Origin of the sequence: Aquabacterium sp. NJ1, from assembly GCF_000768065.1 — a bacterium.
GTDB lineage: Bacteria > Pseudomonadota > Gammaproteobacteria > Burkholderiales > Burkholderiaceae_C > Aquabacterium.
Genome location: NZ_JRKM01000001.1, coordinates 3408034 through 3430643, shown reverse-complemented (window position 1 = coordinate 3430643; position 22610 = coordinate 3408034). Strand labels below are relative to the sequence as shown.

Here is a 22610-nt window from a genome sequence, read left to right as displayed (position 1 = left end):
AGCCAACAAAAGTTGGCCAAAACAAAAAGGGCTGTTCATTGCCACTAGCCCTTACGAAGCCAAGTTCCGGGACTTGAACAACGCCGCCTCCAGCCGGCCCCGGCTTGCGGCTCTCAATCTCAGAACCCCTAGCTCTCTCGCCATTCCAACCAAGACCTCATCGTCGCTCAAGCCTTGCCGGTCGAGAATGACTGCCAAGGCCTTCAACTCCTCCATACAAACTTCGTCGAATGATCGCTGGGTGTCCCTCGCAGGCCATCTGAACTCAACTTCCCCACCTGGTGTCAAGGAGTCCGGCCAATAGAAGGTCCCGACGTCCTCTTCCGTTGTCTTGTAGACCTGCCGAGCGAGTTGCTCCACACGCTCTTGGATCCGGGCTCCAGTCCTCTGCCAGCCATGAGCACGCGAGATTCGCCTTGCCAGCACTACGTCGAGCACAGGCCCTTCAACGACCACAATCCTGCCAATCAAGCCCAATAGCTGTTCATCGTATGAACTGTTATGGAAGGAGTCTGGATCGCATGCATCAACCTCGGTGCTTAAATCGCACTCTGTGTATTGCCGTCTCGGCAATTCATTCATGGAGACAACCGGGTTCACCGATATGCCGGTATAGATGGCATCAGAGGCCTCTTTGAAGGAGTACTGAACATCCTGTGTACTCGGCAACGTTGAGTCTGATACATCGACGACGGCGTTGGGGACACGCCTTTCCTCAGCCTTGGCACTCTGGATGACAGCCAATGCCTCAGCCGCAGCAGCGTCCCTCTCGGCCTCCAGAGCGCGCTTCACACGACTAGCCTCCAGCAAGGCATTCAGTTGCCTGCAAACTCGATCAAGCGTGCCGCTGGGATTGACCCACCAATCGGTGGACCAGATGCGAAGGATCTCCCAGCCAAGGCCTCGGAGCACTTGCTCACGCAGCATGTCTCTATCCCGCGCAGTTGCCGATCGATGGTAGGTCGCGCCATCGCATTCGACACCTGCCAAGTACGCACCAGGCGCATCCGGGTGAACAACTGCCAGGTCAACACGGAAAGCAGAGGCGCCCACCTGCGTATGCAGCACCCAGCCTTTGGATGCCAACGCACCCGCAACGGCTTCTTCGAATGGGCTCTCAAATCCACCCAAACTGCCATGCGTCACCTCGAACAAGGCCCGAGGCCCTCGCTCTGCAAACTCCAGGAAGTGCTTGAGGTCTCTCACACCATGAGACTGAGTGCGAGAGAGATCAATTTGCTCACCTTTCAGTGTCGAGAAGACACGCAACTCCTGACGCGCACGTGTAATCGCTACGTTCAAGCGGCGCTCACCACCGGTTCGATTCATCGGCCCGAAGTTCATTGATACGTGACCGCCTCCATCCGGACCGTAAGTGATCGAGAAGTACATGATGTCGCGCTCGTCGCCCTGAACACTTTCAAGGTTCTTCACGAACAGCGGCTCCAACTCAGACTCTGCGAAGAATGGCTCCAGGCTCGGGTCCTGCCTCCGCTCCTCATCCAGCAAGTCCTCGATGAGCTTTTGCTGCTCTGTGTTGAAAGTCACCACACCGATGGTCAGCTTTGAGGCGCGGAAACCAGGCGAGCGCAGTCTTGCAACAATGTCCGCCACGAGCGCCTTAGCCTCTTGCTTGTTGACGCGGGCGCCCCCCTTCTCATATGTCCCATTGACGTGATGGAAGCTCACAGCTCGGTCTTCTGTAACAGGAGACGGGAACGTCACCAAACGACCGCCGTAGTAGCGGTGGTTGGAGAAGGCGATCAAGCTCTCATTGCGGCTGCGGTAGTGCCATGACAAATCCATTGTGGGCAGGCTGGCCCCCATGCATTCATCCAAGATGCTCTCCATGTCTCCCTCCACGTCCTCCTCGTCAACCGAGGACTCAGCTCGATCGAAGAAGTTCGTGGGCGGAAGCTGTTTGGGATCACCTACCATCACAACCTGCTTACCTCGAGCGATCGCACCAATTGCGTCCCAGACTGGGATCTGGGACGCTTCGTCAAAGACAACGACGTCAAAGGGCTCTGCATCGGCGGCCAGGTACTGCGCGATCGAGAGCGGGCTCATCAGCAGGCAAGGCGTCAACTTGGTCAAGGCCGTCGGGATATTGCTCATCAACTCACGAAGGGGCTTGTGTGCCCGCTTCTTTGTGATCTCGTGCTTCAGGAACCCCCACTCTGAACTCCGAGTCACATCGTCTTGCGACGGCAACCCCTTGCAAAGGTTGGCCCGTAACCATGACTTCGTCAGCTCGGTAAACCGGCGATCAAGCGCACGGAAGTCACCTATTCGCTTTTCATGCTCAGCCGACACGAAGGAGCGAATCACTGGTTCGCTGTCCACTACGGCATTGAGCCACCACCGGCAGTAGTTCGCCTCAAACGCACGGCGCACACCCGTGGGTGCAACAGCGCCATTCACAAGTCCAGTCACCAGCGAGATCAGGCCCAACGCCATGGCCTGCTGGCTGACCTTACGCCAGGCACACCACGCATTGAGCTTGTGCTCCGAGGTGATGATCGCCTCGCACTTGCTCTTGATGACGCTGACATCAGACTCGGCGTAACTCGCTGCGCCTTCTTGATTGAAGGAACCGAGACTTGCCAATTGGTCAATGAACGGCTGAAGACGCTCCAGGGCCGCTAGATAAGCCTGACCGGACTCCTCAACGGGTCCTCCTTCTGCCAAGAGTGCATTGCCTGCAGTGGCAAGTTGCTCCAGCTTTTCCGATACAGCCGAGACCGCTTCTGGTCCCGACGCCAGGTTAGCAATCGCTGCGGCCACCGACCGTTGAAATGCCACAGCAGCGTCCAACTCCGCCAAGTCAGTTTCTAGAGATTTCCAAAGACCGCGACAGACCGCACTCAGTTCCCCCAGACCGTCCAACTGAGTTTCAATGCCCCTACGCTCCCTCAAGAGTTCCAAGTCTTGTTCGAGTGTTGCGCCGCATGCTCCCGCCGCAACCAGATCGAATTCGCCGGGCACAGAGCCAAAGTCGCGCAGGCCAGACATTGCCTTAGTGAAAGCCAGCGCCTCCTCGATGGCAGGGCCGTCCGTATTCAGACCCGCCCACACGCCTTGGGTGACTTCGGCCAGGGACGACCATCCAAGTAGCTGGCTATCCAATTGAGCCAACAGCTCCAACTTCTTGACTTCGGCGGCCAAGGCATCGCCGCCTTTGCCAGCGGCCAATTGCTCCAACTCAGTCAAGTCATAGGTGGCGTTCTCATGTGCAGCCTTCAACGCCGTTTGCAACTTAAGCGCTGCCTTGAGAACCTCTGTACGTGACTTCAAGCCACGCCAGACAACGCTCACCACATCGACCACATCCAGCTTCTCGACTTCCGACCGCTTGTCTCGAATCGCGACAAGTGTCGCGAGGTCCTTGGCCACATCCAATTCACCCTGTCCTGCAACGGCTCCCTCCAACACCTGGCGGATTTTGCGCAGCCCAAACCAAGACATCGGCCAGACCGACTTGCTAGCCTTAGCGTGATCACGACTCAGCTGGTAGACATTGACCTGCTCGATCGATTCGCTGTAGCGAACCGACAAAGACTGCTCAAGACGTTGAATCTCCTCCAGGAGCGTAATACCTGCGCGCAAGCTGTCTTGCGCATATGGCGACCAGGGATGGGTAAGACTGGCATGCACCTCTCGACGCTGCTGTAGAACGGCCTGGGCCTTTTGTACCTCTTGCCTGGTCGCCGCATCCCAGCCGGGAGAAAGCCGGGCAGACAGCGCCCAGTGTTGCAGTAGGAATTCCTTGCCAATCTGGAGCCGATCCACGGTAGACCGAGCATCTGGCTTAAAGGCGAAGCGCCAGTCACGCCCAGAAGCAGACGGCAAGGACCTAGCCAGCGACGCCAAAGCAATGCGCGCTCGACGCGACAGCGGCATGGTCTCCAGCCTGATCGAGGCGAAAAAGCGCTCGGCCGCAGATTGAACGCCGTCGCAAACTGGGAGCAATTGCCGGGCGGCATCGATAAGTGACTGCTGCCAGGATGGCGACCAATCTGAGTGCCCAACCTCTACGAGGGGACCGCTGGACAATGCCTGAGGGCCAACGGCCAATGCATTGACTTCAAGCCGATCCACTACCTCACGAAGCAACTCAGTGTCGCTATCCGTATGCGCGGAGTGCGTTGCCCACGAAAAGGGAAGTACCGGAACGTCCGAGCCGTCGACCACCACGCCGATGGCCTCATAAATGGATCGACCATTGGAATGTCGATGATGAAGCCGCTCCACGTAGGCATTGAGCTCGTCTCTGGTTCGCTTGAGGCGATCCGCCTCTTGTTGCCAAACCGTAGCATCGACCGCCCCGCGAGCATCCCACGCATTCTTCAGCTGCGCTAGAACGTCTGCCTTACGTGCCTTGCTCGAATGCAACTCCAGACAAAACTCACCCAGGCCCACCTCACGCAGGCGTCGGTAGACGACATCCAGTGCGGCGATCTTCTCTGAAACAAACAGCACGCGCTTGCCCTCAGCCAGACACTGCGCAATCAGGTTTGAGATCGTCTGGCTCTTACCTGTTCCAGGCGGGCCGATCAACACGAAGTCCTTACCTCGTGCAGCGGCCATTACAGCCGACAACTGGGACGAGTCGGCTGGCAGCGGGCAGAACGTATCTTGCGGCGCAAAGCTCTTGTCGAGGGTTCGCGGATGCGGAAATGTCGTCGTACTGGGATACGGGTCACGAGGCGTGTCGATCAGATGCTTCACGACGGGACTCTGGCGCAATTGATCTGTACGCTGCACCAGGTCTACCCACATCAAGTACTTAGCAAAGGAGAAGGTGGACAAAACCACCTCTTCCGACACTTCCCAGCCTTTGATGTCCTTGATGGCCGCAGATACAGAGTTCCAGATCTTTGCGATGTCCAACCCGTGCTCATCGCGAGGCAACTCCCCCTCCGCCACGCCCAAATTCAGCTGAAAGTCCTGACGGAGCATCTCGATGAGCGTCGGGTTGAACCGCGGCTCGTCGTCATGCAGAGACACCGTAAAGCCCGATCGCACGCTCCGCCTGTTGAGGGAGACTGGAATCAAAATCAGTGGTGCTCGGTACTTGACGTCTTCTTTATCCGCTCGGTTCCATGTGAGAAAGCCCAGTGCGATGAACAAGGTGTTGGAGCCACCCTCTTGCAGAGTGGTCCGTGCATTGCGGTACATATCCACCAGCCGGACATCAAGCTCGTCTTGCGGAAGATCGATGAACACCTCTCGGCGATTCAAGGCATCCAAAGCGAACTGCCGGCGCAGGTTCTCTCTATCTCGGCTTTCATGAATGACCTGACTCCGAGGGTCACTACCATCCATCAAATCCGGTCGCGGCAGTAGCTTGATTTCCTTCCCGTCTGAGAGAAGGTCTTCCAGGGATCCGGGGTCAGGCGCATTGAGCTTCAACGCCTTCTTCGCTGCGCGGAAGTTCAGCAGGTTGTTGCGCAGGGACAAGTCAAGCAACTTCCTTTGCCAACGTGCGAGGCGATCTTTGGGATCAAGCCTGGACTCGTCAACCTCGTGCGGATCATCCTCTGGCAAATCAGGAGCCTCATCCAGAGGTGCATCTTCATCCAGTGACGACTCGACTGGCACGGCCGGCTGAACGTTCTCAGGGCTGGCGATGGGCTTGATGCGCTGCAAACGAGCTCTGCGCACGTCAATGGCCAACTCGAACGTATCGTCCTTCCCCTCGGCAACTTGGTCCGCCCCCATTTCAGTCGCAAGACCAAAAGGCACAGGAGGACGCTGAGTCACCAGAGTCGTCTCAAACAGCACGAGCTCCTTGAGCTTCAGTCGCTTTCTGAGCGCGGTGACATCGTCCACCACCGTGGTTGAAAACTCTTCCGGCTTCAGCCAAACACCCGCAAAGGCATGCCCCCGTGTGAACACCACCAATGGATTGAGCCCCAACTGCTCGAGTGCAGAGCAAAACAGCAATGCCAGGTCCATGCAGGTTCCCAAGCCTGAGTCTGCAATCTGCGTTGCCCCACGGATCTTCTGACCGCGATGCTCGAAGCTTGCTGGCGGCAGGGCATAGTCCAGCTTCATCGAAATCACAGCGCCCCACAAAGCGCTGGCAAGCTCCCAGGCACGCTTTGGACCGCCTTGCCTGTATCCATCCAAGGCTGCGCTTTTGCCGTGATCTCGCAGCACATCTGCAGCCTTCTTCAGCAACCGGTCTATCGCAGGGTCGTTCGGCTGAACGAATGCAGCCACCATGTCCGGCAAGTGAGACAGCCCGCCCCATTGGTTGCGAGGCAGAAGTTCGACATTGACTGTCGCTTCTGCCAAGGGATCACCGTTGCCCCCCACCGCTCGCAGAGACAAGGTCACAGTCGCTACCTCTGCCTCGGTCAGGCGCGTCAACAACGGACCATCCAGCTGAACGTCCACGTCGCGGATGCAATAGGTCTCACCTGACCGAACAGCGTCCAGTCGCCAGGTCTTGGGCCTCACAAAAGCTGGCGCAGACAAGAGGGACAACTCTAACTGCCCGGCATCTTCAGTCAACGTGCTGACAACAGCCAACTCCCTGATCAACGGGACAGCATTTTGAAAGTCAGCAAGGCTAAGCTTCGGCGCCATCACCGCCTGAACTGACAGCGTAGGAACATTCAAATCCGCACGTTCGCTGCTCTGTTCACTACCTGGATTCACTGGCTCGCTCAGGCCATCCTGTGCCTGTGGCAAGAAGCCTCTGAGCTCTTCCTTTTCGGACATGCACTCGCCCCTGTCAATATTTCGTTTTGGTCGTGCCGAGCAAATGCGCTCAGGCTTAACTGGACGAGTCGACCTCACCAGTAACAGGGAGTATCACGCCAAAACTACCTGCAGGAAATTCACCTAATTAAGGGGAAGGAAGAGAATCAGCCTTCGGCTGTCTGGATCACCGCAGAATTCCCAGAGCTTCCCGCACTCCTTGACATATGGATTTGCCTACCCGCCTGAGCAGTGGCTATCCATCAGTAGCTGCTTATGCCGCTCTGTTCGTGTGAGCTTGAGTGCAGCTACGTGCTGGGTAGCCGCCGACTTCGGCGCAGTTTGCGGGAGGTACGAAAGGGCTCGGTCGGTCAGCCCATTTTGCGATCGCAATAGAGGGCGTCGAATCACCGACCTCTCCGCATACAAGCGGTCGCTCTTGGCCGGCATCAGCCGCTCGTGACGGACCCGCCAACAGGCAGCATTCGCCGTATAGCCACCGGTCGCCATAGCGTGCTGGACTGCCGAACCAAATTTGGTGGCGCCCATCAAAGACTGAAGCCAGCAGCCCCCGCAGGAACGTTGCTGGCTTCCATTTTCCCCATCTGATTTGCCCACTAAGGTGGCACTTACGCAAATCAGATCACAGCAAAACGTCGCAGAGCCTTCTTTGGGCCATACAGACATGACGTCTACGACTCTATTGCGCTGTCTACGACTTTATTGGCAAGGAACAATGGAGTCAAAGTCCCTTTGTCGCTCACTCCACCGTGACGCTTTTCGCGAGGTTACGAGGCTTGTCCACATCCGTCCCCTTCGCGCAAGCCGTGTGATACGCCAGCAGCTGCAGCGGCACCACGTGCAGGATGGCTGACAGCGCACCGTAGTGCTCAGGCAACCTGATCACATGCAGGCCAGGCTCGGCCTGGATGTGCGTGTCGCTGTCGGCGCACACGTACAGTTCGCCGCCGCGTGCGCGCACTTCCTGCATATTGCTCTTGAGCTTTTCCAGCAGGGCATCGTTGGGGGCCACGGTCACCACAGGCATCTCGGAGGTCACCAGTGCCAGCGGGCCGTGCTTGAGCTCGCCTGCGGGATAAGCCTCGGCGTGGATGTAGCTGATTTCCTTGAGCTTGAGCGCGCCTTCCAGGGCGATGGGGTAATGCAGGCCCCGGCCCAGGAACAGGGCGTTCTCTTTGCGGGCAAAGGCTTCGGCCCAGGCCACCACTTGCGGCTCCAGTGCCAGCACGGCTTGCAGCGCGGCGGGCAGGTGGCGCATCGCCGTCAGGTGCTTGGCTTCTTCTTCGGCGTTCAGGTTGCCGCGCAGCTTGGCCAGGGTCAGCGTGAGCAGGAACAAGGCGGCCAGCTGGGTGGTGAAGGCCTTGGTCGAGGCCACGCCAATTTCGGCGCCGGCGCGGGTCACGTAGTGCAGCTTGCATTCGCGCACCATCGCGCTGGTGCTCACGTTGCAGATGGTCAGCGTCTGCTCCATGCCCAGGCTGCGTGCGTGCTTGAGTGCGGCAATGGTGTCGGCCGTTTCGCCAGACTGGCTGATGGTGACGACCAGGGTGCGCGGGTCAGGCACGCTGTCGCGGTAGCGGTACTCGCTGGCGATCTCCACCTGCGTGGGGATCTTGGCAATCGATTCCAGCCAGTACTTGGCCGCCGAGCCCGAGTAATAGCTGGTACCGCAAGCCAGGATCAGCACGCGGTCGATCTGCTTGAACACGGCTTCGGCACCTTGGCCAAACAGCGTGGGCACGATGGCTTCGACGCCTTCGAGCGTGTCGGCAATGGCGCGCGGCTGCTCGAAGATTTCCTTTTGCATGTAGTGGCGATACGGGCCCAACTCCACGGCGCCGCTGTGCGCGGTCACGGTGCGCACGGGGCGCTGCTCGGGTTCGACGCGGGTGTGCTGTGCTTCACCGGCCTTGCGGTGCTCGATCCAGTGGCGGCCGGGCTGCAGGTCCACCACGTCGCCCTCTTCCAGGTAGACGATCTGGTCGGTCACGCCGGCCAGGGCCATGGCGTCCGACGCGAGGAAGCGTTCGGAGGCGTCCACGCCGCCCACGCCCATGATCAGCGGCGAGCCGTAGCGGGCGCCGATCACGCGCTGGGGCTCGTCGCGGTGGAACACGGCAATGGCGTAAGCACCGGTGAGGCGCAGCGTGGCGGCCTTCACGGCGGCGAACAGGTCGCCGTCATACAAATGGTCCACCAGGTGGGCGATGACTTCGGTGTCGGTCTGGCTCAGGAAGACGTAGCCCTTGGCTTGCAACTCGCGGCGCAGTTCTTCGTGGTTCTCGATGATGCCGTTGTGCACCAGGGCCACGCGGCCGGGCTTGGTGTCCGGGGCATCGGCACCGGGGCCATGCGAGAAGTGCGGGTGGGCGTTGCGCACAGCGGGCACGCCGTGGGTGGCCCAGCGGGTGTGGGCGATGCCCAGGGTGCTTTCGATGCCTTCTTGCGCGGCTTGCACGGCCAGTTCGGCCACGCGTGCGGTGCTGCGCGAGCGGCGCAACTGGCCTTCTTGCAACACGGCCACGCCGCAGGAGTCATAACCCCGGTATTCGAGGCGCTTGAGGCCTTCAACCAGAACGGGAACGATGTTGCGCGAACCAACGGCGCCGACGATGCCACACATAGATCTCAACTCCTGCTTGTGCACTGCAATACAGCGCAATAGGCTGTGATCCTATCGGGCTTGATGTGAAATGTTCTTCCTTTTTTTTGTGATTTTCAGAACAAACATCCAATCCATTATTGGAGGAGATTATTTCAAGCAAGACATCAACTTATTTGAAATAATCTTTCACCATGAACACCCCCACCCCTGATCTGGATGAGACGGACATCCAACTGCTGAGCCTGCTGCAGCAGGACGCCAGCCTGTCCAACCAGGCCCTGGCGGATCGGCTGGGCCTGTCGCCCGCCACCTGCCACCGCCGCGTCAAACGGCTGAAGGACGAGGGTTACATCGAGGGCCAGGTGGCCATCCTGTCGCCGCAGAAGATGGCGGATGCCCTGGGCTGGGGCTTGAGCGCCCTGGTGGAGATCAGCCTGGACGTGCAAACGCAAGAGGCGCTGGACGCCTTCGAGCAGCGCGCATTGGCCGAGGCCGAGGTGCAGCAGTGCTGGCGGGTGTCACCCGGCCCGGACTTCATCCTGGTGGTGCAGGTGGTGGACATGCCGGCCTACCAGGCCTTGGCCCGCCGCCTGTTCACGCAGGACAGCCAGGTGCGCAATGTGCGGGCCTTCTTTGCCGTCAAGCGGGCCAAGTTCGGCACACAGTGGCCCTTGCCGCCTGTGTCGACCGCACCAGGCGTGAAGCGCGCGGATTGATCAGCCAGGCCAGGCGAGCAGCCGGCCGGCAGTCAGCAACGGTGGGGGTCAGCGGTTGGGCTTGTTGGCCACGGGCTGGCCGGGCATGGCTTCCGGCAACTGCATGTCGGTGCGCAGCCCCAGCAGGGGTTTGCCATCCAGCGGGTGGCGCACCGAAGAAGGCGTGGGGCGCGTGGCCGTGGCCTGCTTGCCGCCACCGCTTGCCGCGGGCACGGCTGAGGGTTCCGCGCTGCTGCGGCCCTGGCCATCCAGCGTCGGCAGCACCTTGAGCAACTCCTCGTCGGACATGCGCGACAACTCTTCCACCGAAGGGCGGTGGCCGCCGGCCGACTTGCCGCTCTTCTCGGCTGCGGCCAGTTCCTGCTGGATGATGCGCTCTGCCGCGCTGATCTCGCTCGGCGTCACCCCAGGCGCCGCACCCGGTACGCCCGGCGTGGCCGGCTCCATCGTGGCCGCAGGCTGCACATACTGATCAGACAAGGCCTGCTCCATGCGGTGCTGCCCTTCCATCTTGTAGAGCCAGCTGCCCCCCATCAAGGCCACCGCGGCGACCAGGCCACCACCCAGCACCATGGTGCGCCGGTTGGGCGGCCAGTACACGGGGGATGCGGCCGGCTTGGGCGTCAGCCATTCCATGTCCACACGGGTGGGCGGCTCACTGGACAGGTCGGGCCCCACAGAATCGATACCTGAGGGCGCCGCCACGGTCGGGCGGGACGGGGCCAGCGTGGCGTCGTACTCCAGGCGCAGCTTGGGGTCGATCAGCACCTCGTAGGCCTGGTTCAGGGCCGCCATCTGCGCGTGCATGGCGTCGTCCGGCCCGGTGTCCGAGCCCCCTTGCTGCTGGCGATCCGGGTGCAACTTGGCCGCCAAGGCCCGGTAGGCCGCGCGGATCACTTCCGGCGGCGCATCCTGGGAGACTTTCAGGCGTTCGTAGTGGTTCACAGCGTGAGGGTCCTGCAATCTAGATCGTGTGGGCACGATATTAGCGGCTCAACACGCTGCGTTACACCGGTATCACCTCAGCGCTTGATTTTTTGCGGCCTCTGCCACCCGGAAAGCGAAACCTGTTTGGCGCGCGCCACTGTCAGTTGACCTTCGGGCGCATCTTTGCTGAGGGTGCTGCCCCCGCCGATGGTGGCGCCCGCCCCCAGGGTGATGGGCGCGATCAGCACGCAGTTGGAACCGATGTGCACGTCGTTGCCGATCACGGTGCGGTGCTTGTTGGCCCCGTCGTAGTTGGCGGTGATGCTGCCGGCGCCGTAGTTCACACGCTCGCCCACATCGGCATCGCCCAGATAGGCCAGGTGGTTGGCCTTGGCGCCATCGGCCATGGTGCTGTTCTTGACCTCGACGAAGTTGCCGATGTGCACTTCCCGGCCCAGGGTTGCACCGGGGCGCAGGCGGGCGAAGGGGCCGATGAGCGAGCCATCGCCCACGCGAACGCCGTCCTTGTCGCCATCGATGTGGGTGAAGGGGTGGACCACCACACCCGCGCCGATCACGGCATTGCGGATCACGCAGTTGGCACCGATCTGGGCGCCATCACCCAGGGTCACGCTGCCTTCGAACACGCAGTTGACGTCGATGTCGACATCGCTGCCGCATTGCAGGGTGCCACGCAGGTCAAAGCGTGCCGGGTCGGCCAGGCGCACGCCCTGCTCCATCAGCTTGCCGGCCTGCACGGCCTGGAAGCGGCGCTCCAGGTCAGCGAGTTGTGCCGGGCTGTTGACGCCCAGCACTTCGACCTCATCACGCGGCTGCGCGGCCACCACGCCCACGCCATCTTCGCGGGCCATGGCCACCACGTCGGTCAGGTAGTACTCGCCTTGGGCATTGTTGTTGTTCAGGCGGCTCAACCAGCCCTTGAGCAGGCGGGTAGGCGCGGCCATCATGCCGGTGTAGACCTCTTTGAGTGCACGCTGGGTTTCGGTCGCATCCTTGTGCTCGACGATGGCCAGCACCTGCTCGCCCCAGCCATCGCGCACGATGCGGCCGTAGCCGGTGGGGTCGTCCAGGTTGATGGTCAGCAGGGCCAGCTTCTCGCCGGCGCAGGCATCCACCAGGGCTTGCGCGGTGGCGGCTTCGATCAGGGGCGTGTCGCCATTGAGGATCAGCGTGATGCCTTCATCGGGCAGCACCGGCACGGCCTGCTGCACGGCGTGGCCCGTGCCCAGCTGGGGCTCCTGGCGCACGAACTTCAAAGGCGCATCGGCAAAAGCTGCCTTCATGCTGGACTCGACCTGCTCGGCGCCGTGGCCGGTGATCACCACTTCCAGCGCCGCCTTGAGCGACGAGGTGGTGCTGATCACATGAGACAGCATGGGGCGACCGGCCAGCTTGTGCAGCACCTTGGGGCGCGCCGATTTCATGCGGGTACCCTTGCCCGCGGCCATGATGACAATGGAAAGCGACATTGAAAAAAACCTGTAGTTGGATCAGCGGTCTTCCGCCGGGATGGTGACGGTGACTTCGCGCGGGCTCACGGCCTGGAGCGGGAAGTCTTTCATGGCGGCCTCGAACAGATAAGGCAGCAGGCGGTCATCGGCTGCACCGAGGCGGTCGTACCGGGCGTGTGTTTCGTACAGCACCTGGTTGCCCTTGCGATCACGGATGAGCAAGTCCACCGTCATCTGCACGTACGGCGGCTCCATGGTCATGCTGAACGCCACGCCGCCGCGACCGCCACCGCCCCACCAGCCGCCCACGCCGGGGTGCCAGGGGCCATAAGGGCCATAGGGGCCCCAGAACGGGTCGTAGTAACGCGCGCGTTGCTCGATGCGAACCCGCGAGCCCACCTGCACGGTGACGTCGGCCTTGTCGGCCTCGGGCACCAGCTGGAAACCGGCAGTGGCCAGCGCGGGCTGGGCCGCGGCCTCCAGCTTGTCCTGCATGTCGGGCTGCGCCTGTTGCGAAGGCAGGCGCTCGAACACATAACGCCCGGGCTTGCGGCCCTCGGGCCAGCTGCCGTAGCTGGACACCTGGCTGGTCAGCGCTTGCGGCCCGGCGCAAGCCGTGAGGCTGGCCAGCACGACACAGGCCAAGGGCTTGCAAAGGTGCGCGCTCAGCCGTGTCATGTGTGCCTCTTTTGCTGGCCTCAAGTGGCCTTGCGGATGCTGATGGTCGACAGCGAGACCTTGGTCTCGGCCGGCAGGCCATCACTCGGGTCGCCACAACCTTCGTCTTCATCAAAGGCGATGTCGCCGCCCTTCATGGGCGTGCCGGTGGCCTTGATGGTCTCGAAGGGGTAGAGCTTGCGGTCCATCAGGTGCGAGGGCACGATGTTGGACAGGGCCGTGAACATGTTGTCCACGCGGCCTGGGAATTTCTTGTCCCACTCGTTGATCATCTCGCGCATCTGCTGGCGCTGCAGGCCTTCCTGGCTGCCACACAGGTTGCACGGGATGATGGGGAAGGCGCGGTGCTCGGCGTAGGTGGCCAGGTCCTTCTCGCGGCAGTAGGCCATGGGGCGGATCACCACGTGCTCGCCGTTGTCGGTCACCAGCTTGGGCGGCATGCCCTTGAGCGTGGAGCCAAAGAACATGTTCATGAACATGGTCTGTAGGATGTCGTCGCGGTGGTGGCCCAGGGCGATCTTGGTGGCGCCCACTTCGGTGGCCACGCGGTAGAGGATGCCGCGGCGCAGGCGCGAGCACAGGCTGCAGGTGGTCTTGCCCTCGGGGATGACCTTCTTGACCACGCTGTAGGTGTCCTGCTCTTCGATGCGGAAGGGCACACCCACCTTGGTCAGGTACTCGGGCAGCACGTGCTCGGGGAAGCCGGGCTGCTTCTGGTCCAGGTTGACAGCGATGATCTCGAACTGGATGGGCGCCCGCTTCTGCAGGTTCATCAGGATGTCGAGCATGCTGTAGCTGTCCTTGCCGCCGGACATGCACACCATGACCTTGTCACCGTCTTCGATCATGTTGAAGTCGGTGATGGCCTGACCCACCTCGCGGTGCAGGCGCTTGCTGAGCTTGTTGGCCTCAAAGGCGGCTTTTTTGGCCTGGGCCAGGGCCTGGGTGTCGAGCTCAGGCAAACCGGCCTGGGCAAGGATCTGGGGGGGGACGACGTCGTTCATCCCGGCATTTTCGCTGATCTGCCCCCTGTCGGCGACACAATTCACCCGGACTTGAGGGGTGCCGCACGCTTAATCCATTTAACGGCACGAATTACATTCAGGCACGCTCAACCATTGAAAGCCTGGCCATGCTGTCATCGACGATTCTGCGGCGCATGCCGACACTGGTGGCCCTGGCGGCCGCCTCCGCCTGTTGTGGCCCTGCCCTGGCCCAGTCAGCCTACAGCATCACGGTGCTGGGCAAACCCAGCGGTGCCTTCTCGTTCGCCCCCACGACGCTGGACGACCAGGGCGTGGTGCGCGGTGGCATGTACTACCGGTCCGGGCTGAAGTTCGTGATCGGTGCTGGCGCTTTTGGCTTCCTCCCGGCCTACCTGACGCAGGCGGTGTCCTGGAGCGGCACCACGCCCACCGCGACCGCCACGCTCGGCGGCAAGTACCTCTTCCCGCGTCTGAGCAACAACAGCGGCCTGCAGGTGGGCCCTTACAGCAAGGTCACGGAACTCCAGAACACCTTGATGCCTGAGGTCTACCCGTCGTCAGCATCCACCTTCAAGGGTGCCAGCGTGAATGCACCCGGCGTGGGCTCCACCACGATGCTGCGCCAAGGCAGCACCGACACCGACCTGACCGCGCTGCTGACCAAGCGCCTGGGCGCCTCCAATACCAGCAGCGCCAAAAGCATCTTTGCAGCCAAAGGCATGAACAATGCCGGCGCCATTGCCGGGTTCTTCGACCGCCCGGTGAGCACGAATGGCAACATCACGTTCGTGAAGACGCCGCTGGTGTACTTCAATGGCAACTACACCACGCTGGACACCGGCCCCTACCAGAATGTGAACCCGCTGGACATCAATGATGCGGGCACCGTGCTGGGGCAGGTCACCCGCTACAGCAACGCCTCGGGCTACCAGACCCTGCCCGTGCTGTGGGTCAACCAGCAGCTGGTTGCGGTGGGTGACGACAGGCTCGCCAACCATGAGCCGCTGGGCATCAACAACGCGGGGCAGGTCTTGCTGGTGGGCCTCAGCCGGCCGGTGGTGCCGGGCAGCATCGAAGACTTCCTGCTGCCCTTGCGCGCCGACAGCGTGATCTGGGCGAACAACACGGTGACGCCCTTGCTCAGCCCCGACAACGAGGCGGTGCGGGCCACGGCCATGAACGACCAGGGCACCGTGGTGGGCTGCGCCTTGCGCGCCGCGGCGGACCAGCGCAGCGTGGACGCGAGGCCCTTCCTGTGGAAGAACGGTGTGCTGCTGGACCTGACCCAGGAGCTGTCCACCAAAGGGGCCAGCCTGCCTGCGGGCACCCGCTGGGGCTGCCCATTGGCCATCAACAACAGCGGCGCGATCCTGACCTACTACTACACCATGGCCCAGCCCGTCACCGTCACCTGGGTGCGCATCAACGCCAAGCCTTGAGGCCTGACCTGAGGGGGCTCAGCCCAGGCCACTCACCACTGGCCCGTTTCCATGCGGATGGCGACTTCGCAGTCCTCGAAGATTTCCAGTTTGGCGATCTTCACGCGCACGCCCAGCACGCCGGGCAGCTCCATCAGGCGCTTGCACAGCTTGCCGATCAGCGTCTCCAGCAGGTTGACGTGCACGGCCGTGCAGTCCTCGATGATGATGGCGCGCACCTTGCGGTAGTCCAGCACATTGAGGATCTCGTCGTCGTGCGGCAGCAGGGGCTGGCTACCCATGTTCAGCTCGGCATCCACCTGGATGGGCTGCGGGGTGCCGATCTCGTGGTCCAGCACACCGAGGTTGGCGTCAAAACGCAGGCCGGTGAGCTTGAGGATCTGGTTGCCTTTGGTCAGGGACATGGGGCGTCTCGCATCATGGAAAAATCGCGCTCGAAGCGCTGGAGGTGCTGGCCACCATCAACCAGCAGCGTGGTGCCCGTCATGGACTGATTGGCCAGGGCAAAGGCCACGGTGGCGGCCACGTCTTGCGGCGTGGACGACCGCCCCAGAGGGGACAGCTTGTGTGCCTGCTCGAACTGCTCACCCTGCAGCCATTCGCTGGTCAGCGTCAGCCCAGGGGCCACGCCCACCACGCGCACACGCGGCGCCAGGCTCAGGGCCAGCAAGGTGGTGGCCGACTCCAGCGCCGCCTTGGACAGGGTGTAGCTCAGGAAATCCGGGTTGGGGTTCCACAGCTTCTGATCCAGCAGGTTGACCACGGCGCCCTGCGCCTGCCGCGCCGACACGTGCTCGGCCAGCGCCTGCGCCAGCACGATGGCCGGCGCGGTGTTGGCGCGCAAGTGGCGCTCCAGCATGGCGTAGCTGAAGGAGGCGGCGTTGTCGTATTCGAAGGTGGAGGCGCTGTTGACCACGGCATCCAGCTGGCCGAGCACAGCAACGGCCTCAGGCACCAGGCCTCGGGCCGCGGCTTCGTCAGACAGATCAGCACTCAACACGCAGGCCTCGCGGCCCATGGCGCGGATGGCATCGGCCGTGAGATCGGCCTCGTCGCGCGAAGCACGGCAATGCACGGCCACATCCCAACCCTGCCGGGCCAGCGTGAGCGCGATCTCGCGGCCCAGCCGTTTGGCCGCGCCGGTCACCAGGGCGACCCGGCGAACGGGGCTTTCTGGCAAAGCAGCAGAAGAATCAGGCGAAGCAGACATGAGCTTTCTACAATAGGGCATGCATCGCCCGACGAACTCGGACCACAGTGTAGTGGCCGCCCCCGTGTCCAGCCACCCGCTGGGCGACCTGATTGCCCATGAGATCCGCGAACGTGGCGGCTGGATGCGCTTCGAGCGCTTCATGGAGCTGGCCTTGTACGCCCCCGGCCTGGGCTACTACAGCGGTGGCCGGCGTGTGCTGGGCCACCGCCCGCAGGATGGCTCCGACTTCGTCACCGCCCCCGAGCTGACGCCGCTGTTTGGCGAAACCCTGGCGCACCAGCTGGTCCAGACCCTGGAGGCCACGGGCACCGACGAGATCTGGGAGTTTGGCGCGGGCACCGGTGCGCTGGCCGTGCAGCTGCTGGGCGAACTGGGCGACCGCATCAAGCGCTACACCATCGTCGACCTGTCTGGCAGCCTGCGCAACCGCCAGCATCAGGCCATCGTCAAGGCCCACCCGCAGATGGCGCACAAGGTGATCTGGGCCGACAGCCTGCCCGACGAGATCACCGGCGTGATCATCGGCAACGAGGTGCTGGACGCCATCCCCGTGCACCTGCTGACCTGGACAGGCAAAGCCTGGCTGGAGCGTGGTGTGGCCTTGTCACCCGACCCGGAAACTGCCAACCGTTTTATCTGGGCCGACCGCCCGGCCCCGGAGGGCGTGCGCCCGCCCACCGAGCACATCGATGACGTCTACCTGCCCGGCACCGTCACCGAGACGCATGGCCAGGCCGAAGCCTTCGTGGCCACGCTGGCCCAGCGCATGACACGTGGTGCAGCCTTCTTCATCGACTACGGCTTCCCGGAGGCCGAGTACTACCTGCCCCAACGAACGGGCGGCACCTTGATGTGCCACCACGCCCACACAGCCGACCCGGACCCACTGGCCATGGTGGGCGACAAGGACATCACCACCCACGTGAACTTCACCGGCATCGCGCTGGCGGGGCAAGAGGCCGGCTGGGAAGTGCTGGGCTACACCTCGCAAGGCCGCTTCCTGACCAACTGCGGCCTGGCTGAAGCCTTGGCCAGCACCGGTCAGGCGAGCACGGCTGCCGAGCTCAAATCGCGTGCGGCCATGCAGATGCTGGTGGCCGAACACGAGATGGGCGAGTTGTTCAAGGTGATCGGCTTTGTGAAAGGCCCGTGGTTCGATGCCATCGGGTTCTCACAGGGCGACCGCACCCACACACTGTGATGCGAGGGGCAGGCCAGGCCACTAGGCCATCACGGCCCGAAAAGCCTGTGCGCAATCCGCGGCCACCTGGCGCTTGAACTCACGCTTGCGTTGCGTGCGCTTGCGGTGCTTGGCCGCGATCTCGCTCAAGGGCTTCTCGGCCATGGGCAGGCTCATGAGGTGGTGCCCGCCTTCGAGCACCTGCCCGGCATGACGCGCCCAGAACTGGCCGTAGCAGAAGCTGCTGCCGGACTGGGCAATGGTGTCGCGCGACACGCAGGTGCCATCGCTGACCCCGAGCACGGTATCGATGTTCAAGGCGCCCGCCAGGCCCGTCAGCACCGACATGAGCACATCCTGAGGTGCCACGTCACCCATCAAGGCCGTGGCCTGCCGGATGGCGTCCATGGCACCCGAGACACCCTGGACACGCCCGACGTACAAAGCATGAGGCGCACGCCCGGCGAGGCCCGTGTGCGGCAGATTCAGATCCGCCAGACGCACGATGGAAAAAGACATCTTGTAGATCGCGGCCCCGCCCATCTTGAAACACAGGGTCAACTCCCCCTCGCGGTGGCGCGTCACCGGGCACAGGCCCTGCACATTGACGCTCATGCACTGGTCGTCGACCTGCGCACGCCAGACTTCCAGCGTGCCCTCCAGCACCAACCTGGAGAAGTCAGCAGAGAAGGCCTTGTTGACAAAGGCGTAGTGCGACATCAGCGCGGCCCAACGCTCGTGCCAGTCCAGACTGGTCGACAGATAGGGCAGCGTGTAGCGGTAGGGCATGCGCGGAAAAGCGGCCCGCACCGCACGGGTCCCGGGTTGGTCAATGACCTTCAGCAAGGCCTGGTGCTGCCCCCAGGTCAGCATCACACCGCCCATGCGCATCAAACCCGAGGCCAGCCCACCCACCCCTTGCTCCGACAGCTTTTCGAGCAAGTGCCTCCACATGCCGACCGGGCGCGCCTGACCCATGGCCGCGGAAGCGCTGGCGCCTGGGCGGGCCACGGTCAAACTGGCGGACATGTTGAGAGGGGGCATCAAACGCAACCTGAAACATAAATTTACGTTTGAAGCATACGGAAAACTGATTCGCGGCACGTGAGGGTTCACGCTCATTAATGGGCGTTTTTTGTGCAATCCCCCTCAAGTCGGGCAGGCCGTGTGCCTGGCAACACCAAAATCAAGGCCACACGGTGGACATCGCCGCTGGCCGGAAGCTGAAAGCATCGCCCTGGCCTTGAGCGGCCTTGAGCGGCCTGGCCGTGCTGGGCGTTGCGGCACGCCGCCGCGCAGCTTGAGCCTGCCTACGGCGCGGCCGCAGCCGCTTGCCCCCTGACCGATAGCCTGCTGGCTGGCAGCCTTGCTGCGCCGCAGCGATAATGTCGCCCATGCTGCAACAACGCACACTCAAATCCCTGACCCGAGCCGTGGGCGTGGGCCTGCACAGCGGCCAGCGCGTCGAGTTGACGCTGCGCCCTGCGCCGCCCAACACCGGCATCGTGTTCCGGCGTGTGGACCTGGCCCAGCCGGTCGACATCCCCGTGAACACCAAATCGGTGTGCGACACGCGCATGGCCACCACCATTTCGCCCGATGGTGACCCCGGCGCCCCCAAGGTCAACACCATCGAGCACCTGATGTCGGCCTGCGCCGGTCTGGGCCTGGACAACGTCTACGTGGACATCACGGCCGAGGAAGTGCCCATCCTGGATGGCTCGTCTGCCGCCTTCGTGTACCTGCTGCAAAGCGCCGGCATCGAGCTGCAGAAGGCGCCCAAGAAGTTCCTGCGCGTCAACAAGATGGTGGAAGTGCGTGAAGGCGAAGGCCGCACGCTCAAATGGGCCCGCCTGGAGCCCTACAACAGCTACAAGCTGGCCTTCGAGATCGATTTCGACCACCCCGCCGTGGACCAGACCGGCCAGCGCGTGGAGTTCGACTTCGCCTCCGGCCAGTACAAGCGCGACATCGCCCGCGCCCGCACCTTCGGCTTCACCAAGGACGTGGAGATGATGCGTGCACGTGGCCTGGGCCTGGGCGCCAGCATGGACAACGCCATCGTGGTGGACGACTACCGCGTGCTCAACAGCGACGGCCTGCGCTACGACGACGAGTTCGTCAAGCACAAGATCCTGGATGCGATTGGCGACCTGTACGTGGTGGGGCACCCCCTGCTGGCTTCGTACACCGCCTACAAGTCCGGCCACGCGCTCAATAACAAGCTGCTGCACGCCCTGCTGGCCCAGCAGGATGCCTGGGACATCGTCACCTTCGAGGACGAGGCCAAAGCCCCCCGCGGCATGGCCGAACTGGCCCCCGCCTGGTAATCGCCAGACATGGGTGCCGTCTTCCGCTTGATGACGCTGCTGCTGGTCGGCGGCTTCGTGGTGAGCATGCTGCTGCACACGGTGACGGGCGAGGCCATCTGGCGCCAACGCGCCATGCAAGTGCTCAAGTGGGGCGTGGTGCTGGCGCTGGTTTTTTTCGGCGCCCTCATCCTGCGCCGAGGCGCCGTCTTCATTTAGGCATTTTTCAGCGCTCCCCCCCGGATATCAGGACGAAACACCGACCCACTCCCATCTTCATGGGGATACCACTCATCTAAGGGGGGTGAGGAAAATCTAGTATGTCGAGATAACAAATGACGCGCAACACGCGCGCTAAAGGGACTCGACATGACTTATGAAGCTGTGTACAAGCGGTCGGTCGCCGACCGTGATGCGTTCTGGCGCGAACAGGCCGAGCGCATTGAATGGGCGACAGCATTCGAGCAGGTGTGCGACCACAGCCACCCGCCCTTTGCCAAGTGGTTCGTGGGCGGCCAGACCAACCTGTGCCACAACGCCGTGGACCGCCACGTGCCCCACCGCCCCGATCAGCCCGCCCTGATCCACGTTTCCACCGAAACGGGCAAAGAGCAGATCATCAGCTTCGGCCAGCTGTTTGTGGAAGTGCAGCGCATGGCTGCCCTGCTGGTCAACATGGGGGTCGGCAAGGGTGACCGGGTCCTGATCTACATGCCCATGATCCCCGAGGCCGTGATCGCCATGCTGGCCACGGTCCGGCTCGGCGCGATTCACTCGGTGGTGTTCGGCGGTTTTGCCAGCCACTCGCTGGCCACCCGCATCGATGACGCCAAACCCACCGTGATCGTCACGGCCGATGCCGGCTCGCGCGGCGGCAAGGTCATCGCCTACAAGCCCCTGCTGGACGAGGCCCTGAGCCTGTGTCAGCACCCAGTCAAGCACGTGCTGCTGGTCAATCGGGGCCTGGCCCCTGCCGACCTGGTTGCGCCGCGCGATGTGGACTACGCCAGCGCCCGCAAGGCCGTGCTGGATGCCAAGGTGCCTTGCGAATGGGTCGAGTCCAACCACCCCAGCTACACGCTCTACACCAGCGGCACCACCGGCAAACCCAAGGGCGTGCAGCGGGATACCGGCGGTTATGCCGTGGCCCTGGCCACCTCCATGGCGCAGATCTACTGCGGCCAGCCCGGCGAGACTTTCTTTTGCACCAGCGACATCGGCTGGGTCGTGGGCCACAGCTACATCGTCTACGGCCCCTTGCTGGCCGGCATGAGCACCATCATTTACGAGGGCCTGCCGATTCGGCCTGATGCCGCCATCTGGTGGTCCCTGGTCGAGAAGTACAAGGTCAGCGTGATGTTCTCGGCGCCCACCGCCATCCGCGTGCTCAAGAAGCAGGACCCGGACTGCCTCAAGCGCCATGACCTCTCCAGCCTCAAGCACCTGTTCCTGGCGGGCGAGCCGCTGGATGAACCCACGGCACGCTGGATCGGCGAGGCCATTGGCAAACCCATCATCGACAACTACTGGCAGACCGAAACCGGCTGGCCCATCCTGAGCCTGGCGCGCGGCGTGGACCCGAACGCCAAGCCACGCCTGGGTTCACCCGGTGTGCCCATGCCCGGCTACCAGGTCAAGCTGCTGGACGACCTCACGGGCGAAGAGCTCACGCAGCCCAACCAGAAGGGCGTGCTGACCATCGAAGGCCCGCTGCCACCCGGCTGCATGCAGACCATCTGGGGCGATGACGAACGCTTCGTCAAGACCTACTGGCGCACCTTCAAGCACAAGCAGGTCTACAACACCTTCGACTGGGGCATCCGCGATGAGGACGGCTACTACTTCATCCTGGGCCGCACCGACGACGTGATCAATGTGGCCGGGCACCGCCTGGGCACGCGCGAGATCGAAGAGGCCGTGAGCAGCCACCCGGCCGTGGCCGAGGTGGCCGTGGTGGGCGTGGCCGACGAGCTCAAGGGGCAGGTGGCCCGCGCCTTCGTGGTGCCACGCGATGCCGCCCGTGTGGCCGACGAGGCCGGCCGCAAGGCGCTGGAGGCCGAGATCATGGCCACGGTGGACCAGCAGATCGGCGCCGTGGGCCGCCCCGCCCGCGTGCACTTCGTCAATGTGCTGCCCAAGACGCGCTCAGGCAAGCTGCTGCGCCGCGCCATCCAGGCCGTGTGCGAGGGCCGCGAAACCGGCGACCTCACCACCATCGAGGACCCGACCGCGCTGGCCCAGTTGCAGGAGGCGGTGAAGCACTGATCCCCCGCTTCTACGGGGGGCAGGCTGCGTTGAATTGACACCGATACACCGTACAGTCCCGAAGTCCATTCAAAAGCACTTCAGGGAG

General features: G+C 62.8%; 15 protein-coding genes. 6 read left to right on the top strand and 9 right to left on the bottom strand.

Going from position 1 to position 22610, the window contains the following annotated elements; all coding sequences use genetic code 11:
- Positions 1-51: 51 nt before the first annotated feature.
- Both JY96_RS14700 and glmS read right to left on the bottom strand, forming a co-directional pair.
- Positions 52-6732 carry a DUF3320 domain-containing protein gene (locus JY96_RS14700; protein ID WP_081961280.1) on the bottom strand — a complete coding sequence of 2227 codons (6681 nt, stop codon included), beginning with the start codon at positions 6730-6732 and terminating at the stop codon, positions 52-54.
- A gap of 739 nt (positions 6733-7471) precedes the next feature.
- On the bottom strand, positions 7472-9355 hold the full coding sequence (gene glmS / locus JY96_RS14695) for a glutamine--fructose-6-phosphate transaminase (isomerizing) (RefSeq protein ID WP_035038540.1): 1884 nt from the start codon (positions 9353-9355) through the stop codon (positions 7472-7474).
- Positions 9356-9528: 173 nt separating this feature from the next.
- On the opposite strand from glmS, the gene JY96_RS14690 reads away from it, so the two are divergent.
- Positions 9529-10053: an Lrp/AsnC family transcriptional regulator gene (locus JY96_RS14690; RefSeq protein WP_035038538.1), complete on the top strand. Its 525-nt coding sequence runs from the start codon at positions 9529-9531 to the stop codon at positions 10051-10053.
- Between the two features lie 48 nt (positions 10054-10101).
- Here JY96_RS14690 and JY96_RS14685 read toward each other — a convergent pair whose 3' ends face one another.
- The 4 genes from JY96_RS14685 to ttcA form a co-directional block, all read right to left on the bottom strand.
- The gene (locus JY96_RS14685; RefSeq protein WP_035038535.1) at positions 10102-10998 is read right to left on the bottom strand and encodes a J domain-containing protein; all 897 of its coding nucleotides are present in this window, start codon (positions 10996-10998) and stop codon (positions 10102-10104) included.
- A gap of 77 nt (positions 10999-11075) precedes the next feature.
- On the bottom strand, positions 11076-12470 hold the full coding sequence (gene glmU / locus JY96_RS14680; protein WP_035038532.1) for a bifunctional UDP-N-acetylglucosamine diphosphorylase/glucosamine-1-phosphate N-acetyltransferase GlmU: 1395 nt from the start codon (positions 12468-12470) through the stop codon (positions 11076-11078).
- Between the two features lie 21 nt (positions 12471-12491).
- Entirely contained in the window at positions 12492-13130 is a 639-nt protein-coding gene (locus tag JY96_RS14675) for a DUF4136 domain-containing protein (protein ID WP_052162558.1), read from the bottom strand.
- A gap of 20 nt (positions 13131-13150) precedes the next feature.
- Positions 13151-14134: a tRNA 2-thiocytidine(32) synthetase TtcA gene (gene ttcA / locus JY96_RS14670; RefSeq protein ID WP_052162557.1), complete on the bottom strand. Its 984-nt coding sequence runs from the start codon at positions 14132-14134 to the stop codon at positions 13151-13153.
- Positions 14135-14262: 128 nt separating this feature from the next.
- Here ttcA and JY96_RS14665 point away from each other — a divergent pair, with 128 nt between their 5' ends.
- The gene (locus tag JY96_RS14665; protein WP_035038531.1) at positions 14263-15555 is read left to right on the top strand and encodes a hypothetical protein; all 1293 of its coding nucleotides are present in this window, start codon (positions 14263-14265) and stop codon (positions 15553-15555) included.
- A gap of 32 nt (positions 15556-15587) precedes the next feature.
- Here JY96_RS14665 and JY96_RS14660 read toward each other — a convergent pair whose 3' ends face one another.
- Positions 15588-15959 carry a dihydroneopterin aldolase gene (locus tag JY96_RS14660; protein WP_035038529.1) on the bottom strand — a complete coding sequence of 124 codons (372 nt, stop codon included), beginning with the start codon at positions 15957-15959 and terminating at the stop codon, positions 15588-15590.
- Positions 15950-16765, bottom strand: coding sequence for an SDR family oxidoreductase (locus JY96_RS14655; RefSeq protein ID WP_052162556.1), 816 nt, complete (start codon positions 16763-16765; stop codon positions 15950-15952). Before JY96_RS14655 ends, JY96_RS14660 begins: the two co-directional genes overlap by 10 nt.
- Positions 16766-16784: 19 nt before the next feature.
- Between JY96_RS14655 and JY96_RS14650 the strand changes: the two genes are divergently transcribed.
- On the top strand, positions 16785-17969 hold the full coding sequence (locus tag JY96_RS14650; RefSeq protein WP_052162555.1) for an SAM-dependent methyltransferase: 1185 nt from the start codon (positions 16785-16787) through the stop codon (positions 17967-17969).
- Between the two features lie 21 nt (positions 17970-17990).
- Here JY96_RS14650 and JY96_RS14645 read toward each other — a convergent pair whose 3' ends face one another.
- On the bottom strand, positions 17991-18992 hold the full coding sequence (locus JY96_RS14645; RefSeq protein WP_161784333.1) for a DUF535 family protein: 1002 nt from the start codon (positions 18990-18992) through the stop codon (positions 17991-17993).
- A 350-nt stretch (positions 18993-19342) separates the two neighbouring features.
- On the opposite strand from JY96_RS14645, the gene lpxC reads away from it, so the two are divergent.
- From lpxC to JY96_RS14630, 3 genes are all read left to right on the top strand, one after another.
- Positions 19343-20278, top strand: coding sequence for a UDP-3-O-acyl-N-acetylglucosamine deacetylase (gene lpxC / locus JY96_RS14640; protein WP_035042974.1), 936 nt, complete (start codon positions 19343-19345; stop codon positions 20276-20278).
- Between the two features lie 9 nt (positions 20279-20287).
- The gene (locus JY96_RS14635; protein ID WP_035038521.1) at positions 20288-20476 is read left to right on the top strand and encodes a hypothetical protein; all 189 of its coding nucleotides are present in this window, start codon (positions 20288-20290) and stop codon (positions 20474-20476) included.
- Positions 20477-20626: 150 nt separating this feature from the next.
- Complete coding sequence (locus tag JY96_RS14630) at positions 20627-22522, top strand: propionate--CoA ligase (protein WP_035038519.1); 1896 nt, start codon at positions 20627-20629, stop codon at positions 22520-22522.
- Positions 22523-22610 lie beyond the last annotated feature (88 nt).

Excerpts from the sequence above, each read along its gene's own strand:
- JY96_RS14700 (WP_081961280.1), bottom strand. The coding sequence starts at position 6,732 with ATGTCCGAAAAGGAAGAGCTCAGAGGCTTCTTGCCACAGGCACAGGAT.
- glmS (WP_035038540.1), bottom strand. The coding sequence starts at position 9,355 with ATGTGTGGCATCGTCGGCGCCGTTGGTTCGCGCAACATCGTTCCCGTT.
- JY96_RS14690 (WP_035038538.1), top strand. The coding sequence starts at position 9,529 with ATGAACACCCCCACCCCTGATCTGGATGAGACGGACATCCAACTGCTG.
- glmU (WP_035038532.1), bottom strand. The coding sequence starts at position 12,470 with ATGTCGCTTTCCATTGTCATCATGGCCGCGGGCAAGGGTACCCGCATG.
- JY96_RS14675 (WP_052162558.1), bottom strand. The coding sequence starts at position 13,130 with ATGACACGGCTGAGCGCGCACCTTTGCAAGCCCTTGGCCTGTGTCGTG.
- ttcA (WP_052162557.1), bottom strand. The coding sequence starts at position 14,134 with ATGAACGACGTCGTCCCCCCCCAGATCCTTGCCCAGGCCGGTTTGCCT.
- JY96_RS14665 (WP_035038531.1), top strand. The coding sequence starts at position 14,263 with ATGCTGTCATCGACGATTCTGCGGCGCATGCCGACACTGGTGGCCCTG.
- JY96_RS14660 (WP_035038529.1), bottom strand. The coding sequence starts at position 15,959 with ATGTCCCTGACCAAAGGCAACCAGATCCTCAAGCTCACCGGCCTGCGT.
- JY96_RS14655 (WP_052162556.1), bottom strand. The coding sequence starts at position 16,765 with ATGTCTGCTTCGCCTGATTCTTCTGCTGCTTTGCCAGAAAGCCCCGTT.
- JY96_RS14650 (WP_052162555.1), top strand. The coding sequence starts at position 16,785 with ATGCATCGCCCGACGAACTCGGACCACAGTGTAGTGGCCGCCCCCGTG.
- JY96_RS14645 (WP_161784333.1), bottom strand. The coding sequence starts at position 18,992 with ATGCCCCCTCTCAACATGTCCGCCAGTTTGACCGTGGCCCGCCCAGGC.
- lpxC (WP_035042974.1), top strand. The coding sequence starts at position 19,343 with ATGCTGCAACAACGCACACTCAAATCCCTGACCCGAGCCGTGGGCGTG.
- JY96_RS14635 (WP_035038521.1), top strand. The coding sequence starts at position 20,288 with ATGGGTGCCGTCTTCCGCTTGATGACGCTGCTGCTGGTCGGCGGCTTC.
- JY96_RS14630 (WP_035038519.1), top strand. The coding sequence starts at position 20,627 with ATGACTTATGAAGCTGTGTACAAGCGGTCGGTCGCCGACCGTGATGCG.